The sequence below is a fragment of the Streptomyces caniferus genome, assembly GCF_009811555.1.
Lineage (GTDB): Bacteria > Actinomycetota > Actinomycetes > Streptomycetales > Streptomycetaceae > Streptomyces > Streptomyces caniferus.
In genome coordinates, this window is sequence record NZ_BLIN01000001.1 from 413,593 (window position 1) to 428,657 (window position 15,065).

At 72.2% G+C, this 15,065-nt stretch carries 12 protein-coding genes and 1 riboswitch; of the genes, 3 read left to right on the top strand and 9 right to left on the bottom strand.

Annotation, left to right across the window (positions count from 1 at the left end):
- Positions 1 to 393 precede the first annotated feature (393 nt).
- The gene (gene sepH / locus Scani_RS01645) at positions 394 to 1,452 is read left to right on the top strand and encodes a septation protein SepH (protein WP_159469242.1); all 1,059 of its coding nucleotides are present in this window, start codon (positions 394 to 396) and stop codon (positions 1,450 to 1,452) included.
- 114 nt (positions 1,453 to 1,566) lie between these two features.
- Here the strand turns inward: sepH and Scani_RS01650 are convergent, their stop codons facing one another.
- Complete coding sequence (locus tag Scani_RS01650; RefSeq protein ID WP_159469244.1) at positions 1,567 to 2,406, bottom strand: sulfurtransferase; 840 nt, start codon at positions 2,404 to 2,406, stop codon at positions 1,567 to 1,569.
- A gap of 250 nt (positions 2,407 to 2,656) precedes the next feature.
- On the opposite strand from Scani_RS01650, the gene Scani_RS01655 reads away from it, so the two are divergent.
- The gene (locus tag Scani_RS01655) at positions 2,657 to 3,433 is read left to right on the top strand and encodes a VOC family protein (RefSeq protein WP_159469246.1); all 777 of its coding nucleotides are present in this window, start codon (positions 2,657 to 2,659) and stop codon (positions 3,431 to 3,433) included.
- A gap of 181 nt (positions 3,434 to 3,614) precedes the next feature.
- Here Scani_RS01655 and Scani_RS01660 read toward each other — a convergent pair whose 3' ends face one another.
- From Scani_RS01660 to Scani_RS01675, 4 genes are all read right to left on the bottom strand, one after another.
- Positions 3,615 to 4,280 carry a thymidine kinase gene (locus Scani_RS01660; RefSeq protein ID WP_159469248.1) on the bottom strand — a complete coding sequence of 222 codons (666 nt, stop codon included), beginning with the start codon at positions 4,278 to 4,280 and terminating at the stop codon, positions 3,615 to 3,617.
- Between the two features lie 67 nt (positions 4,281 to 4,347).
- Entirely contained in the window at positions 4,348 to 5,538 is a 1,191-nt protein-coding gene (locus Scani_RS01665; RefSeq protein ID WP_159469250.1) for an alkaline phosphatase family protein, read from the bottom strand.
- The gene (locus Scani_RS01670; protein WP_030078412.1) at positions 5,538 to 6,131 is read right to left on the bottom strand and encodes a DUF5998 family protein; all 594 of its coding nucleotides are present in this window, start codon (positions 6,129 to 6,131) and stop codon (positions 5,538 to 5,540) included. The genes Scani_RS01665 and Scani_RS01670 overlap by 1 nt, the downstream gene beginning before the upstream one ends.
- A 38-nt stretch (positions 6,132 to 6,169) precedes the next feature.
- Positions 6,170 to 9,175, bottom strand: a complete 3,006-nt coding sequence (locus tag Scani_RS01675; protein ID WP_159469253.1) for a bifunctional acetate--CoA ligase family protein/GNAT family N-acetyltransferase — start codon at positions 9,173 to 9,175, stop codon at positions 6,170 to 6,172.
- A gap of 222 nt (positions 9,176 to 9,397) precedes the next feature.
- Here Scani_RS01675 and Scani_RS01680 point away from each other — a divergent pair, with 222 nt between their 5' ends.
- The gene (locus Scani_RS01680) at positions 9,398 to 9,679 is read left to right on the top strand and encodes an HPr family phosphocarrier protein (RefSeq protein WP_026170334.1); all 282 of its coding nucleotides are present in this window, start codon (positions 9,398 to 9,400) and stop codon (positions 9,677 to 9,679) included.
- Between the two features lie 353 nt (positions 9,680 to 10,032).
- Here the strand turns inward: Scani_RS01680 and Scani_RS01685 are convergent, their stop codons facing one another.
- From Scani_RS01685 to Scani_RS01700, 4 genes are all read right to left on the bottom strand, one after another.
- Positions 10,033 to 10,722 (bottom strand): GntR family transcriptional regulator, encoded by a 690-nt coding sequence (locus Scani_RS01685; protein WP_159469255.1) that lies wholly within the window; start codon positions 10,720 to 10,722, stop codon positions 10,033 to 10,035.
- A gap of 263 nt (positions 10,723 to 10,985) precedes the next feature.
- Positions 10,986 to 11,765 carry a M23 family metallopeptidase gene (locus tag Scani_RS01690; RefSeq protein ID WP_159469257.1) on the bottom strand — a complete coding sequence of 260 codons (780 nt, stop codon included), beginning with the start codon at positions 11,763 to 11,765 and terminating at the stop codon, positions 10,986 to 10,988.
- A gap of 12 nt (positions 11,766 to 11,777) precedes the next feature.
- Positions 11,778 to 11,933: riboswitch (cyclic di-AMP (ydaO/yuaA leader) on the bottom strand.
- Between the two features lie 210 nt (positions 11,934 to 12,143).
- Complete coding sequence (locus Scani_RS01695; protein ID WP_159469395.1) at positions 12,144 to 13,526, bottom strand: M16 family metallopeptidase; 1,383 nt, start codon at positions 13,524 to 13,526, stop codon at positions 12,144 to 12,146.
- A gap of 38 nt (positions 13,527 to 13,564) precedes the next feature.
- Positions 13,565 to 14,905, bottom strand: coding sequence for a M16 family metallopeptidase (locus Scani_RS01700; protein WP_167538014.1), 1,341 nt, complete (start codon positions 14,903 to 14,905; stop codon positions 13,565 to 13,567).
- Positions 14,906 to 15,065 lie beyond the last annotated feature (160 nt).

Sequence of the window (15,065 nt, forward strand, 5' to 3'; positions counted from 1 at the left end):
TGCCAGGTAGAGAGATCGACAAGGCGACCCAACTCCGTTGCCCGCCCAGAAGTTCAGCGGCGCGGCGGTCCACCTCAGTGGTCCGAATGGAGTACTGTGGCGAGCCCTGGCCCCGGTTCCCGTCCGGCTGCCCGGAACCCATGGGAGGGGGCCATGAAGGCGGCACTCGCCCCGGGGCGCCGCCGCTCGGCACGGGTGAACGGCGACAGGGCAAGCGGCATGGTCACTGAGCGTGGCGAACAGGTAACCGTGTCATAACGGCGTTTCAGGGCCAAGCCCCGACACGCCGGGCAACTCGGCAATGTTGTGGCAGGCTGCACCCGGGCAGGCCACACTCGACTAGCGGAAGCAGCGACGCGAGTGACGTCGGCAGGCACCACCCGGGAGGTCCCCATGCCCGAACTGCGTGTCGTGGCCGTCTCCAACGACGGCACACGGCTGGTGCTCAAAGCTGCGGACAGCACCGAGTACACGCTTCCGATCGACGAACGGCTGCGCGCCGCCGTCCGCAACGACCGTGCACGCCTCGGCCAGATCGAGATCGAGGTCGAGAGCCACCTGCGTCCGCGGGACATCCAGGCCCGTATAAGAGCCGGTGCCTCCGCCGAGGAGGTCGCCCAGCTCGCCGGCATCCCCGTCGACCGGGTGCGCCGCTTCGAGGGCCCGGTGCTCGCCGAGCGTGCCTTCATGGCCGAGCGCGCCCGCAAGACCCCTGTACGACGGCCGGGCGAGAACACCGGTCCGCAGCTCGGCGAGGCGGTGGCGGAGCGACTCCTGCTGCGCGGCGCCGACAAGGAGAGCGTGCAGTGGGACTCCTGGCGCCGGGACGACGGCACCTGGGAAGTACTGCTGGTCTACCGCGTCGCGACCGAACCGCACTCGGCGAGCTGGACGTACGACCCGCCGCGGCGGCTCGTCCAGGCCGTGGACGACGAGGCGCGCGCGCTGATCGGCGAGAGCGACGACACGCCCGAGCCGAGCTTCCCGTTCGTGCCGCGGATCGCGCGGCTGCCGCGCGACCGGCCGCTGGACCGCGCGTTGGACCGGCAGACGTCCGAGCGCGGCGAGCGCACGGCGCAGTCCGGGGGCGAGGACGACGAACCGCGGGTCGCGGAGGAGGCCGTCGGTGAGCGGGACTCACTGACCAGCCTGCTGGAGGCGGTGCCGAGCTTCCGCGGCGACATGGTCGTACCGGAGACCGTGACGTCGGCGCAGAGCGACGAGGAGTCCGAGGCCGAGGTCGAGGAGCCGCCCGCCCCGGCGGCCAGTGCGGGCGCGGGTTCCGCGTACGCCGATGTGCTGATGCCGCGTGCGGTGGCCGGCCATCGCGACCGGCTGACCGGGACGACGGACCGACAGGCCGAGGCGGACGGGGTACGGCCCGGCCGCCGCGCCGCGGTGCCCAGCTGGGACGAGATCGTCTTCGGCACCCGGCGCAAGAAGCCGGAGTAACGGGGCGGCCCTTGGGGCCGTTCCCGGTGCGCATCCTCCCGTCCGCCCGCCCCCTGGAAAGGGAGCGGGCGGACGGCGTTCGTGCGACGCCCCGTCACGGGCCCGGGTGAGGGCTCAGCCGGGCTGCGGGCCGGTGGCGACGGGGCGGGCCGGGTCGGCCGACCACTCGCTCCAGGAGCCGACGTACAGGGCCGCCGGCACCCCCGCGATCGCGAGGGCCAGTACCTGGTGGGCGGCGGAGACTCCGGAGCCGCAGTACACACCGACCTCCACGTCCGCTGTGGCGCCCAGCGACGCGAAGCGCTCGGCCAGTTCCGACGCGTCGCGGAAGACGGTGCCCCCCTCGACGACGTTCTCGGTCGTCGGCGCGGACACGGCGCCCGGGATGTGGCCGGCGACCTTGTCGATGGGCTCGACCTCGCCGCGGTAGCGCTCGCCGGCCCGCGCGTCCAGCAGCACTCCGCGGCGGGCCACGGCGGCCGCGTCGTCCGCCCGCAGCAGCGCCAGCCCACCGGGCACCGGAGTGAAGTCACCTTTTTGGACAGCCGGTTGATCGACGCTCAGGGCGAGCCCGGCGGCCTCCCAGGCGGCGAGGCCGCCGTCCAGGACGCGCACATCGGGGTGGCCGGTCCAGCGCAGCAGCCACCAGGCGCGGGCGGACGCCCAGCCCTGACCGCCGTCGTAGACGACCACGGGGCGGTCCGCCCGGACACCGGCGGCCCGCATGGCATCGGTGAAGGCATCGAGGTCGGGGAGCGGGTGGCGGCCGCCCGGGCCGGGAGGCGAGGCGAGCTCGCTCTCGAGGTCGACATAGACCGCACCGGGCACATGACCGGCCTCGTACACGGGGCGGCCGGGCGGGCCACCGAGTTGGTAGCGGACATCCAGAACTACCGGAGCGGTGGGCTGCCCCAGCTCGCTCGCGAGTTCGGTAGCGGTGATGATGACATTCATGGGACTCATCCTTGCGTAGCGACGGCTACGTACAGAAGGTAGGTGCCCACCCTCCGTATGACGCAGTTACGTCATGCGGTAACGCCTCTGAGGCGGATGGGAAACGTCAAAACGGGCATTCTCCCTCGCGAACCGGCCATGGACGGCGCGGCCGGGGCGCGCACCAGGTCACCGGGTGCGAGCATCTGCTCGGGACCCGCGCCCGTGGCGCACATGGTCAGCACCCGACGCCTCCGAGGAGAGTGTGACAATGACGACCGAGGCAGCGACCCGGCGGATGCCCGGCGCGCCCTGCTGGGTGAGCCTCCTGGCCCACAGCCTGTCCGCGACGCAGGAGTTCTACGGCGCGCTGTTCGGCTGGGAGTTCCGCCCGGGACCGCAGCATTTCGGTCCGTACGCCCGGGCCTTCCTCGACGGCCGGGAAGTCGCCGGGGTCGGCGAGCTGGCGCCCGACCGGCATCTTCCGGTCGCCTGGACCACCTATCTGGCGTGCGACGACGCGGACGCGACCGCCGAGCAGATCCGTTCCTGCGGCGGAACGGTGGGCGTCGGACCGCTGGATGCGGAGGACGACACGGGGCGGATGGCGATCGCCTCCGACCCGCAGGGCGCGATCTTCGGCATCTGGCAGGGCAGGTCGATGACGGGCACCTCGATCACCGGCGAGCGGGGCACCCCGGCGTGGAACGAGCTGGTCACCCGGGACACGAGCTCCGTCCTCACGTTCTACGAGCATGTCTTCGGCTACGAGGCGGAGCCGGTGGTCTCGGCCGACTTCGACTATCTGACGCTGCATCTCAAGGACCACCCGGTGGCCGGTATCCACGGCGTGGGCAACGCCCTGCCGCGCGACCGGGGCTCCCACTGGATGACGTACTTCGCCGTCTCCGACACGGACGCGGCGGCCCGCCGGGTCACCGAGCTGGGCGGCCATGTGCTGCAGCCCGTGCGGGACTCCGCACACGGCCGGCTGGCGACCGTCTCCGACAGCGAGGGCGCCGTCTTCACGATCATCCAGCGGAACTGAGGGGCGGTCACACCCGGCGCTGACCGTAGTGCACCGTGGGTCGGTCGTACCGGTGAGGTACGCGCCGAGCAGCCGGCCGCTCCGGCCCGGGGAGTCGGACAGCCCCCGAGGTCTGCTCGCCTCCCTCGGGGCCGTCGGCCCGTCGGCGGGGCGGGCTCGGTCACGCCGTCGGCGGCCGGGCCTACTTCGCGCTGTCGACCGGCAGGACGTCCGGGGAGAGCGCGACCGCGCGGGCGGTCGCCGAGGTCTGGCGACGGCGGTGGTGTCGCCGGCACAGCACCTCGTAGCCGACCACGGCGTGCGGGCTGTCCACATCGCCGACGACATCGCCCACGACCACTTGAGCGCCCTCGACGACCATCCGCCCGTCGACCGTACGGGCATTGTGCGTGGCACGGGCGCCGCACCAGCACAGCGCCTCGACCTGCAGCACCTCTATGCGGTCGGCCAGTTCGACCAGACGCTGGGAGCCGGGGAAGAGCTTGCTGCGGAAGTCGGTGGTGATGCCGAAGGCGAAGACGTCCAGTTCGAGGTCGTCGACGACGCGGGCGAGCTGGTCGACCTGTTCGGGGGCGAGGAACTGGGCCTCGTCGGCGATGACGTAGTCGACCCGGCCGCCGGAGGAGAGCTGGCCGACGACATGCGCGTAGAAGTCCATGTCGTGCGCCGCCTCGACGGCCTCGGTGACCAGCCCGAGGCGGGAGGAGAGCTTGCCGTGGCCGGCCCGGTCGTTACGGCTGTAGATCATGCCTTGCAGGCCCCGGGAGGAGCGGTTGTGCTCGATCTGCAGAGCAAGTGTCGACTTTCCGCAGTCCATCGTTCCGGAGAAGAACACCAGCTCGGGCATGAGGAGTTGCGGGCCTTTCGGGCTCGTACGGGAAACGGGACGGCGTGCGGGCGACGGGGCGCGCAGGTCAGGTGCGGACTTCCAGGAGCGGCACCAGCTGCTCGACCGGGGTCATCGAGCCGTGCATCCCCACCATCTCCGATTCACGCGGCTCTCGTTCGGTCGCGATGATCACCATGTCGGCGTGCGCGGCCGCGACGACATCGCCGATCCGGGCACGCACCCGGTCGTCGACCTGCGGCCCGAACCATCCTGCGGCGATGGCCTCTTCGCGGCTCGCCACCCACATCTGCTCGCCGACCACCTCGCGCCATACGGCGAGGACGTCGGCGGCCGCGCCCGGATGGGCGTACACATGACGTGCCCGGCCCTCGCCGCCCAACAGGCGTACGCCGGCACGCAGTTCCCAGTCCTCGTCGAAGTCGATCCGGGAGTCGGGATCGAAGGGGATGTCGATCATGCCGTGGTCGGCGGTGATGTAGAGGGCGCTGCGGGGCGGCAGTTGTTCCGCCAGCCGCTGGGCGAGCCGGTCGACGTACATCAACTGGCCGCGCCAGGCGTCGGAGTCGACGCCGTAGCGGTGCCCCTTGCCGTCCACCTCGGAGTAGTACGTGTAGACCAGCGAACGGTCACCGGCGGCGAGCTGCTCGGCCGCGAGGTCCATCCGTTCCTCGGCGGAGAGCCGGCCGTGGAACGTGCCGCCGCTCAGCGCGACCTGGGTGAGCGGGGTGTGCTGGAAGTTCGGTGCGGAGACCTGGCAGGTGTGGATCCCGGCGGCGTCGGCGCGCTGGAAGACCGTCGGATACGGCTGCCAGACGTACGGGTCGGTCCACGGGTACCAGCGCAGCTGGTTCATCAGGGCGCCGGTGGCCGGGTCCTCGCAGGTGTAGCCGGGCAGGCCGTGGGCGCCCGGCGGCAGGCCGGTGCCGACCGAGGCGAGCGAGGTCGCGGTGGTGGACGGGAAGCCCGCGGTGAGCGGGCGGCCGCTGCCGTTGAACGACGTGCCCAGGAGCGAGGTGAGGAACGGCGCCTCCTCCGGGTGGGCCCGCAGCAGCTCCCAGCCGAGGCCGTCGATCAGGAAGACACAGGCCCGGTCGGCGGGCGCCAGCTCCATCGTGGTGCCGAGGCCGGTCATGCCGAGGCCGGTGGCGATGGTGGGCAGCAGATCGGCGAGCGAGCCGGTGCCGTACTGCGGCACGGGGGCGCCGAGCGGGTCGAGCGGTTCGGGTTCCGGCCAGGCGGGGGCGATGTGGGCCATCAGCGGGGGCTGGGGGTGGCCGCGGTGGCCTCGGAGAGCGCCTGGGCGAAGGTGAGCGTCTCGCGCACCGAGTCCGGTCCGTCACCGGCCTCGCTGACCCGCAGCGAGAGGTCGTCGGCGGTGGACGAGCCCGTGTAGCCGTGGTCCGCCTCGCAGTTGGGGTCGCCGCAGGCGGCGGGCTCCAGGTCCAGGCGGGCGACCGCGCCCCAGCCGATGGTGAGCACGACCTCGCGGGGCAGCTGGCCCGGGGTGTAGGACTCGGGGTTGGCGACCACGCGGCTGAGCACCACGGAGGAGATCCGGCTCAGCTTGACGGACTCGGTGGAGGTGGTGGCGTACGGCGACGGGGAGGTGGCGTCGGCGGCCTGCTCGTCGGTGTGGCTCACGATGAAACGGGTGCCGGTCAGGACCAGGACCGTGACATGGCGGCGGACCTCGTTGGCGTCGAAGGTCGTCTCCTGGTGGACGAGGTACGACACCACGGGCTCGCCGCCGACCGCGGCCTGCACCGCCTCGGCCACGAGCGTCGGGTAATAGCCGCTGCGCTCGATCGCCGCGCGCAGCCCCTGGGTCGTCGTACCGGTCTTAGCCATGGGGTCCATCTTACGGGGCGTACCGGGCCGCGAGAGCCTCAGTAGACGGGCAGTCGACGGGGGCCGAGGTCAGTGGTGGCAGGGGCCCTGGCCAGGCGCACGGTCGCCCCCAATACGGACAGGCCGTGGGCGGCGACGACGACCGGTTCGAGGTCGACGCCGACGACCTCGGGGTGATCGTCGACGAGCCGGGAGACGCGCAGCAGCACCTCGGCCAGCGCCGCGGTGTCCACGGGCTGGGAGCCGCGCCAGCCGAACAGCAGCGGGGCGGCGCGGATCGAACGGATCTGCTCGTCGACCTCGCGGTCGGTGGCGGGGATGAGGCGGTGGGCGATGTCGCCGAGCAGCTGGGAGGGCGCCCCGGCCAGGCCGAAGGAGAGCACGGCGCCGGCCGCCGGGTCGATGGCGGCACGGATGACCGTGTCGACGCCGCGCGGCACCATCGACTGGACGACCGGGCGCAGCTCTTCCGGAGAGCCGAGGAAGTCGGTCAATTCGGCATATGTGCGGCGCAGTTCCGCCTCGCCGGCAATATCGAGTCGTACCCCGCCGAGGTCGGCGCGGTGGCGCAGATGGGGTGCGGTGGTCTTGAGGGCCACCGGATAGCCGAGGCGGGCGGCGGCGCGGACGGCGGTGTCCGGGTCGGGGGCCGGGAGGACGGGCCGGGTGTGGATGCCGTAACGGGCGAGCAGCGCCTCGGCGTCCTGGGCCGGCACCGGGACGGAGCGGCCTGTGGGGGCGTCGGGGGTGAGGCGGTCGAGGAGGCGGTCGATGTCGGCACCGGCCGCGGCCTCCTGGATGTCGTCGTACTCGGGCACCCGGCCCGGCTCGGCGGCCTCCCGGCGCCAGACGGCGTAGCGGACGGCCTCGGCGAGGGAGCGCACGGCGCGCTCGGCGGCGGGGTAGGCGGGGATACGGAGGGGGTCGGCACGGTGCCGGGACACGGTGGCGGCGTCGGCGTCACGGGCCGGGGCCGGCTGCCGGGCGGCGAGGGTGGGCGGCGGGCCCGGGGGGATGAGGGGGCGTGCGCGGTTCGTCGGAGGCGGTGCGGGCGGCGTGGACGCGGGGGGCGGGTCGGCGGGGCGCGCGGGTGCGGGGCCGGCGGGGCGGACCGGCTTGTCCGGGGCGGGGGCTGTGGGCTGGGGCGACTGCGGGGATGCCGGTGCCGCGAGCGTCTCGGCCAGATCGTCCATGGCGAGGTGGACCACCGTCACCGGCTTCTCGGGATGCGCCTCGGCCGCGGTGCGCAGCGCGGCGGCGAGTGCGGCGCCCTCGCTCTCGGCCGGGGAGACGGCGGCGCCCTCCCCCACCCAGGGGATGGCCGTGACGACCACGGCATCGCAGCCGTCGCCGGACAGCGCCTCGGCGAGCGCGGCCCGGAAGTCGTCCGGTGTCGCCGCGGAGGGCAGTACACGGGGGCTCTGCGGGTGCAGCCGCTCGGTCAGGCAGGCGTCGTACGCGAGCAGTGCCAGCGACTCGGAGTTGCCGAGGATGGCGATGCGCGGTCCGGCCGGGAGCGGCTGCGAGGCCAGCAGCAGGCCCGCGTCGATCAGCTCCGTGACCGTGTCGACGCGGATCACGCCCGCCTGGCGCATCAGGGCCGCGACGGTGCTGTCGGGGACGCGGACCGTGGGCACGGCGTGGCCCGGCGGAGCGGTGCCGTTATGCCGGGCCCCCTTGGCGACCACGACCGGTTTGACGGCGGCGGTGCGGCGGGCGAGCCGGGCGAATTTGCGCGGGTTGCCGATGGACTCCAGATAGAGGATCACGACGTCGGTGTCCGGATCGTCGTACCAGTACTGGAGCAGGTCGTTGCCGGAGACGTCGGCGCGGTTGCCCGCCGAGACGAAGGCGGAGATACCGGCGATCCCGCCGTCACCGGGGCCGCGCGCATGCAGGCCGCTGAGCAGGGCGATGCCGATGGCGCCGGACTGGGTGAACAGTCCGATATGGCCGGCGCCGGGCATCCGGGGAGCGAGGGAGGCGTTCAGCCGGACGTCGGGGGCGGTGTTTATCAGGCCGAAGGCGTTGGGGCCGATGAGCCGCATGCCGTACGAGCGGGCCTGGCGGAGCAGGGCGCGCTGCCGCTCCCGGCCCTCGGGACCCGCCTCCGCATAACCGGAGGACAGGATCAGCACACCCTGGACGCCGTGTTCGCCGCAGTCGCGGACCACGTCGGGGACGCTGTCCGCGGGAACGGCGATGACGGCGAGGTCGACCGGGTCGGGGATCTCCCGCAGGGCGCGGACGGCCGGCACCTCTTCGGGCCGCAGCCGCTGCAGGTCTTCGGGGAAGGCGTGGTTGACGGCGTGCACGCGGCCCGTGAAGCCGGAGTCCAGGAGGCTGCGCAGCGCGGTACGGCCGACACCGCCCGGTGCGCGGCCGGCGCCGATGACGGCGACCGAGCCCGGAGCGAGCAGCCGCTGCACGGACCGGGCCTCGGCGCGCTGCTCGCGGCCGCGCATCACGGCCATGGACTGCTCGGTGGGCTCCAGGCCGAACTCCAGGCGGACCACACCGTCTTCGAAGGTGCGCTTGTGGGTGTAGCCGGCGTCCGTGAAGACCTTGATCATTTTGGAGTTCGCGGGGAGCACCTCGGCGGCGAACCGGCGGATGCCGCGTTCCCGGGCGACGGCAGCGATGTGCTCCAGGAGGGCGGAGGCGACACCGCGGCCCTGATGGGCGTCCTGGACGAGGAAGGCGACCTCGGCCTGGTCGTCCTCGGGGTTCTTGGCGGGCAGCCCCTGGTCGTTGATCCGGTCGTAGCGGACCGTGGCGATGAACTCGCCGCCGACGGTGGCCGCGAGCCCGACCCGGTCGACGTAGTCGTGGTGGGTGAAACGGTGCACATCGCGGTCCGACAGGCGCGGGTAGGGCGCGAAGAACCGGTAGTACTTCGACTCGTCCGAGACCTGCTCGTAGAAGGAGACCAGCCGCTCGGCGTCATCGGGGGTGATGGGGCGGATCCGCGCCGTGCCGCCGTCGCGCAGCACCACGTCGGCTTCCCAGTGGGTCGGGTATGCGTGGTCCGGCGGCTTCTGCATGCGGACAGCGTACGACCGGGCACCGACAAGCGGCCCGGCGCGCGTACGCTCGGGGTGCGGGGCAGGCCGAGCATGCTGTACGGACGTACGGCCCGCCTGGACTGTCGGGCCTCCCTTGGGAAGACCAATGACCGCAAAAGGCCAGGACACAGGGCTGTCGGGCAGTCCTGACAGCGTGAGAGACTGGTCTAGACAACAGTCACGACTTTGAAGGGCAACACCATGGCTGAGCGCCGCGTCAATGTCGGTTGGGCCGAGGGCCTGCACGCCCGCCCCGCGTCGATCTTCGTCCGTGCGGCCACCGCCTCCGGCGTCCCGATGACGATCGCCAAGGCTGATGGCAACCCCGTCAACGCGGCCTCCATGCTCGCGGTCCTGGGCCTGGGCGCCCAGGGTGGCGAGGAGATCGTGCTGGCCTCCGACGCAGAGGGCGCCGAGGCGGCGCTCGACCGTCTGGCCAAGCTCGTCGCCGAGGGTCTCGAGGAGCTCCCCGAGACCGTCTGAGTCCGCCAGGACTCCTGCTGCATGCGGCGGCCCCGCCGCGGCGACCGATGACCGGTTGCCGCGGCGGGGCCGTTTGACTGTGCCGGAATCCGTTCACGGCGTCCGGAATATCGCGGCGCGCGCTCGGCGCATGTGCCTTACGCAGACGACCAGTCGCGGAGACTCTCGGGCGTGCCGAATTCCTGCGCTACCCGAAATCAGGGCCGCAAGAAAAGCATGAGCCATTCCGCACCCCGCCCCCTTTCCCCGCCGCGCATGAGGAAGCACAAATACGGGCCGAAGACGGACGGAAATGAGAACGGCGCATCACGCCGCCAAGGCCATTCCGCACTTCTTTGTATACGGGGCGATTGTTAAGGGCGGGCGCGCGCCGTGTTGACGGGCGGTTTCGGATCCCTCACCTCCGCCTCGGCGGGGCGCCGGAGCCGGTAGACCGGGAGCGAGCGCTCGACATGAGCCGCCATCAGGGCGCGGGCCCGTTCCGCGTCCCCCCGGGCCACCGCGTCCAGCACCGCGCCGTGTTCGTCCCACGACTCCCCCGTACGGGCGGGCAGTTCCACGGCGTACATCCACTCGATCTTGCGCCGTAGTTGAGTCAGCAACGCCGTCAGGCTGGGGCTGCCCGCCGCCTGGGCCAGCGTCTCGTGGAACCAGCCGTCCAGTTGGCGCAGATCCGCGGGGTTGCCGTGACGGGCCCGCTCGCGGCCGAGCCGTACCAGGCCGCGGAGCACCTTGAGGTGGGCCGGGCTGCGGCGGGCGGCCGCGCGGGCCGCGCCCAGCGGCTCCAACAGGGCGCGGACGTCGAGGAGATCGGCGGCCTCCTGCTCGGTGGGCTCGGCGACACAGGCGCCCGCGTGGTGGCGGGTGGTGACGAACCCTTCGGACTGCAGTGTCCGCAGCGCTTCCCGGACCGGCACCCTGGAGACGCCGTACCGGGCCGCCAGGATCTCTTCGATCAGCCGGCTCCCCGGCGCCAGCGCACCGGAGACAATGTCGTCGCGAATCGCCGTGCACACCGCATGCGCGGAAATATGGCCTCGCATCTTCCGTGCCTCCGCCGTAATCCCCTGGAAACGCCGCCGGTCGGCGACTTTTCCGTGACTCTATTCGACCGGAACGGCTTTTCCGACGGACTCCGGTTATTCATGGATACTTTTTGGCCAGAAGCCGCGGGCGTGCGGCGTATCGGATGTGCAGTCACCGCGCGCCGGATACGCCGAAGCCCCGGCCGTGGAACCGGGGCTTCGTACGGGCGCTCATGCGGCGTGGGCCCCGCGAGGCGCGCGCGGCCGGGCGGAGCGGAGGATCAGACGTTGACGCCGTGCGAGCGCAGGTAGGAGACCGGGTCGATGTCCGAGCCGTAGTCGGCGCCGGTGCGGGCCTCGAAGTGCAGGTGCGGGCCGGTGGCGTTGCCGGTGGCGCCGGAGAGGCCGATCTGCTGGCCCGGGGTCACGTGCTGGCCGACCGAGACGCCGAGCGACGACAGGTGGCCGTACTGGGTGTACGTGCCGTCGTTCATCTTGATCACGATGTTGTTGCCGTACGAGCCGCCCCAGCCGGCCTCGACGACGGTGCCCATGCCGACGGCGTGGACGGAGGTGCCGGAGGCGGCATGGAAGTCGATGCCGGTGTGGCTGCCGGAGGACCACAGGCCGCTGGAGGCCTTGTACGAGGTGGACACGTACGAGTCGGCCACGGGGGCGACGAAGGTGTTGAGGCGCTTGCGCTCCGCCTCCCGGGCGGCGCGCTCCTTGGCCTTGCGGGCGGCCTCGACGCGCCGCTTGGCCTCTTCGGCCTGCTTCTTGGCCACGGCCTCGGCCTTCGCCTTCGCCGCCGCGGCCTCCGCTTCGGCCTGCTGCGCGTCGGCCTGGGCCGCGACGTGGTTGGCGAGCTCGTCACCGAGCACGACGGCCTGCTGCAGACCGGTGTCGTGGGTGCGCGCCTCGTCCGTGGCAGCCAGCGCCGGCGAGGCCACGGAGGCGACAACGCCGCCGGCTGCGAGGGTGGCTATGCCGGCGATGTTGCGGGTCGTACGAACGGGGCGGCTCGCACGACGGTGCTTCCCGGTGGCACGGATGAACGCCATGTACTGGCTTGTCCTTTCCTTCCTTCTCGCCTACCGGGTTAGCTGACGGGTTCGGAGCAGGAAGGTCTCCTACGGGCTCCTCCGGAGGGGAGTCCGATTCACCCCAAGGGACTCTGGGTCCCCGGCTCCCCTGGCTCGCGCCGTACGGGGACTCGGCGATGACTGTCCGGTGCCACGGTTGTGGCGGACTTGTGACGGACAGCCGGACCGACGCTAAACGGGGCAACTTTCAATCGGCAAACAGAACTGCTTTTTTGTGCGGGATGCCACAAGAACCGAGGTACCGGCCGCAATAAACCGGACATACGGCAACTCCCGTGGCGGACCGTCGCCACGGGAGTTGCTTTGTCGATATGTGACCTTCCGTCACATGATGGTCTAGCCGCTGACGACGGTCACCTCACCGATGCCCAGCGCCTTGATGGGCTCGGCGATCTGCGCCGCATCGCCCACCAGGACCGTGACCAGCCGGTCCACGGGGAAGGCGTTGACCGCCGCCGCGGTCGCCTCGACCGTGCCGGTCTCCGCCAGCCGGACGTACAACTGGGCCTGGAAGTCGTCCGGCAGGTGCTGCTCCACCTGGTCGGCGAGGGTGCCCGCGACGGCTGCCGCGGTCTCGTACTTCAGCGGCGCGACCCCGACGAGGTTCTGTACGGCGACATCCCGCTCGTCGTCCGTCAGCCCCTCTGCCGCGAGGGTGCGCAGCACGTTCCACAGGTCGTCGAGCGCCGGGACGGTGGAGGCGGTGTCCACCGAGCCGCTGATGCCGAGCAGCGAGGCGCCCGTGGCCCCCTCGGGGGAGGTGGGAGCGGTGGAGCGCAGTACCTGGCCGAAGGCGCGCACCCCGTAGGTGTAGCCCTTCTCCTCCCGCAGCACACGGTCCAGACGGGAGGTGAGGGTGCCGCCCAGGCAGTAGGTGCCGAGGACCTGCGCCGGCCACACCCGGTCGTGCCGGTCGGCACCGATACGGCCGATGAGCAGCTGCGTCTGGACGGCGCCGGGGCGGTCCACGATCACCACGCGGCCGGTGTCGTCGGCGACGATCGGCGAGGCCTTCAGCGGCTCGGCCGTCGAGCCGCTCCACGCGCCGAGCGTCTCGGCGAGCGCGCCGTCCAGGTCGACCCCGGTGAAGTCACCCACGATGACGGCGGTGGCGGTCGCGGGCCGTACATGGGCGTCGTAGAAGGCGCGGACGGCCGCGGCGTCGATGCGTCCGACGGACTCCTCGGTGCCCTGGCGCGGCCGCGACATACGGGACGTGGCCGGGAACAGCTCCTTGGACAGCGCCATGGCGGCCCGCCGGGCCGGGTTGGCGAGCTCGTGCGGGATCTCGTCGAGACGGTTGCGCACCAGCCGCTCGACCTCGCTCTCCGGGAAGGCGGGCGCGCGCAGCGCGTCGGCGAGCAGGCCGAGCGCACGCGGCAGCCGGGACGCCGGCACCTCGAGGGAGACCCGTACACCGGGGTGGTCGGCGTGCGCGTCCAGAGTGGCGCCGCAGCGTTCCAGCTCGGCGGCGAACTCCTCCGCGTCATGCTTGTCGGTGCCCTCGGACAGGGCACGCGCCATGATCGTGGCGACGCCGTCCAGGCCCTCGGGCTCGGCGTCCAGCGGCGCGACGAGGTTGATCTCGACGGCGACGACCTGCTGGCCGGGGCGGTGGCTGGTCAGGAGGGTGAGCCCGTTGGGCAGGTGGCCGCGGTCGGGGGCCGGGAAGGCCCACGGCCTGGGCGCGCCGCCCTGGGGCTGCGGGTGAAAGTCCATGCTGCTCACGGGGGAATCGGCGTGGGTGGTGGCGTCGCTCACTGGTCCGCCTCCCCTTCCTCGGTGTCGGCGGCGTCGGTCTGCTCGGTGGGCTCGTAGACCAGCACCGCGCGGTTGTCGGGGCGCAGCCGGGCCTTGGCGACCGCCTGCACCTCCTCGGGGGTGATGTCCAGAACACGCTGCACGGCGGTCAGCGCCAACTGCGGATCGCCGAACAGAACGGCGAAGCGGCACAGTTCGTCGGCGCGGCCGCTGACCGTGGCCAGCCGGTCCAGCCATTCCCGCTCCAGCTGGGCCTGAGCCCGCTCCATCTCCTCCGGGGTCGGGCCTTCGGCGGCGAAGCGGGCCAGCTCCTCGTCGACCGCGCGCTCGATGCCGGGGACCTCCACGCCACCGGACGTCTTCACGTCCAGCCAGCCCAGCGAGGGCGCACCGGCCAGCCGCAGCAGGCCGAAACCGGCCGCCACGGCGCTGCGGTCGCGGCGCACCAGCCGGTTGTACAGGCGGCTGGACTCGCCGCCGCCCAGGACGGTCAGCGCGAGGTCCGCGGCGTCCGCCTCACGGGTGCCGTCGTGCGGCAGACGGTAGGCCGCCATCAGGGCCCGGGCGGGCACGTCCTCCTCCACGACCTCCCGCAGCTCGCCGCCGATGACGTCGGGCAGCGTGCCGTCCCGCGGCGGCTGCTTGCCGTCGTGCCCCGGGATCGAGCCGAAGTACTTCTCCACCCAGGCCAGAGTCTGCTCGGGGTCGATGTCGCCGACGATCGACAGGACGGCGTTGTTGGGCGCGTAGTACGTCCGGAAGAACGCCCGCGCGTCCTCCAGGGAGGCCGCGTCCAGATCGGCCATCGACCCGATGGGTGTGTGGTGGTACGGGTGGCCCTCGGGGTACGCCATGGCCGTCAGCTTCTCGAAGGCCGTGCCGTAGGGGACGTTGTCGTAGCGCTGGCGGCGCTCGTTCTTGACGACGTCGCGCTGGTTCTCCATGGAGTCGTCGTCGAGCGCGGTCAGCAGCGAGCCCATCCGGTCCGCCTCCAGCCAGAGCGCGAGCTCCAGCTCATGGGCGGGCATGGTCTCGAAGTAGTTGGTGCGCTCGAAGCTCGTGGTGCCGTTGAGCGAACCGCCGGCGCCCTGCACCAGCTCGAAGTGGCCGTTGCCCTTCACCTGCGCGGACCCCTGGAACATCAGGTGCTCGAAGAGGTGAGCCAGGCCGGTACGGCCCTTGACCTCGTGGCGGGAGCCGACGTCGTACCACAGGCAGACCGCTGCAACCGGGGTCAGGTGGTCTTCGGAGAGCACCACGCGCAGGCCGTTGGCCAGCCGGTGCTCGGTCGCTGTCAGGCCGCCGGAGCCGGCTTGTTCTGTGGCCGTGTGACCCATGGGCATGTACGTCCCTTCGATCCGCTTGCGAGGAAGTTCTGTCACTGTATGCAAGCGCGTCGGCATCTGGCGAAGTTCCCGTACGACCGGCGCCGGACATGCGCCGCGCTCGGCCCCGGCGGGAGCCGAAGGGGGAGTCGCGGTCGGCGTTGTCAGTGGG

Bases quoted from the DNA above. Each gene is read 5' to 3' on its own strand.
- Scani_RS01685 (WP_159469255.1), bottom strand. From the start codon at position 10,722: ATGCGAGGCCATATTTCCGCGCATGCGGTGTGCACGGCGATTCGCGAC.
- Scani_RS01690 (WP_159469257.1), bottom strand. From the start codon at position 11,765: ATGGCGTTCATCCGTGCCACCGGGAAGCACCGTCGTGCGAGCCGCCCC.
- Scani_RS01655 (WP_159469246.1), top strand. From the start codon at position 2,657: ATGACGACCGAGGCAGCGACCCGGCGGATGCCCGGCGCGCCCTGCTGG.
- Scani_RS01680 (WP_026170334.1), top strand. From the start codon at position 9,398: ATGGCTGAGCGCCGCGTCAATGTCGGTTGGGCCGAGGGCCTGCACGCC.
- Scani_RS01665 (WP_159469250.1), bottom strand. From the start codon at position 5,538: ATGGCCCACATCGCCCCCGCCTGGCCGGAACCCGAACCGCTCGACCCG.
- Scani_RS01695 (WP_159469395.1), bottom strand. From the start codon at position 13,526: ATGGACTTTCACCCGCAGCCCCAGGGCGGCGCGCCCAGGCCGTGGGCC.
- Scani_RS01670 (WP_030078412.1), bottom strand. From the start codon at position 6,131: ATGGCTAAGACCGGTACGACGACCCAGGGGCTGCGCGCGGCGATCGAG.
- Scani_RS01675 (WP_159469253.1), bottom strand. From the start codon at position 9,175: ATGCAGAAGCCGCCGGACCACGCATACCCGACCCACTGGGAAGCCGAC.
- Scani_RS01650 (WP_159469244.1), bottom strand. From the start codon at position 2,406: ATGAATGTCATCATCACCGCTACCGAACTCGCGAGCGAGCTGGGGCAG.
- Scani_RS01660 (WP_159469248.1), bottom strand. From the start codon at position 4,280: ATGCCCGAGCTGGTGTTCTTCTCCGGAACGATGGACTGCGGAAAGTCG.
- sepH (WP_159469242.1), top strand. From the start codon at position 394: ATGCCCGAACTGCGTGTCGTGGCCGTCTCCAACGACGGCACACGGCTG.
- Scani_RS01700 (WP_167538014.1), bottom strand. From the start codon at position 14,905: ATGGGTCACACGGCCACAGAACAAGCCGGCTCCGGCGGCCTGACAGCG.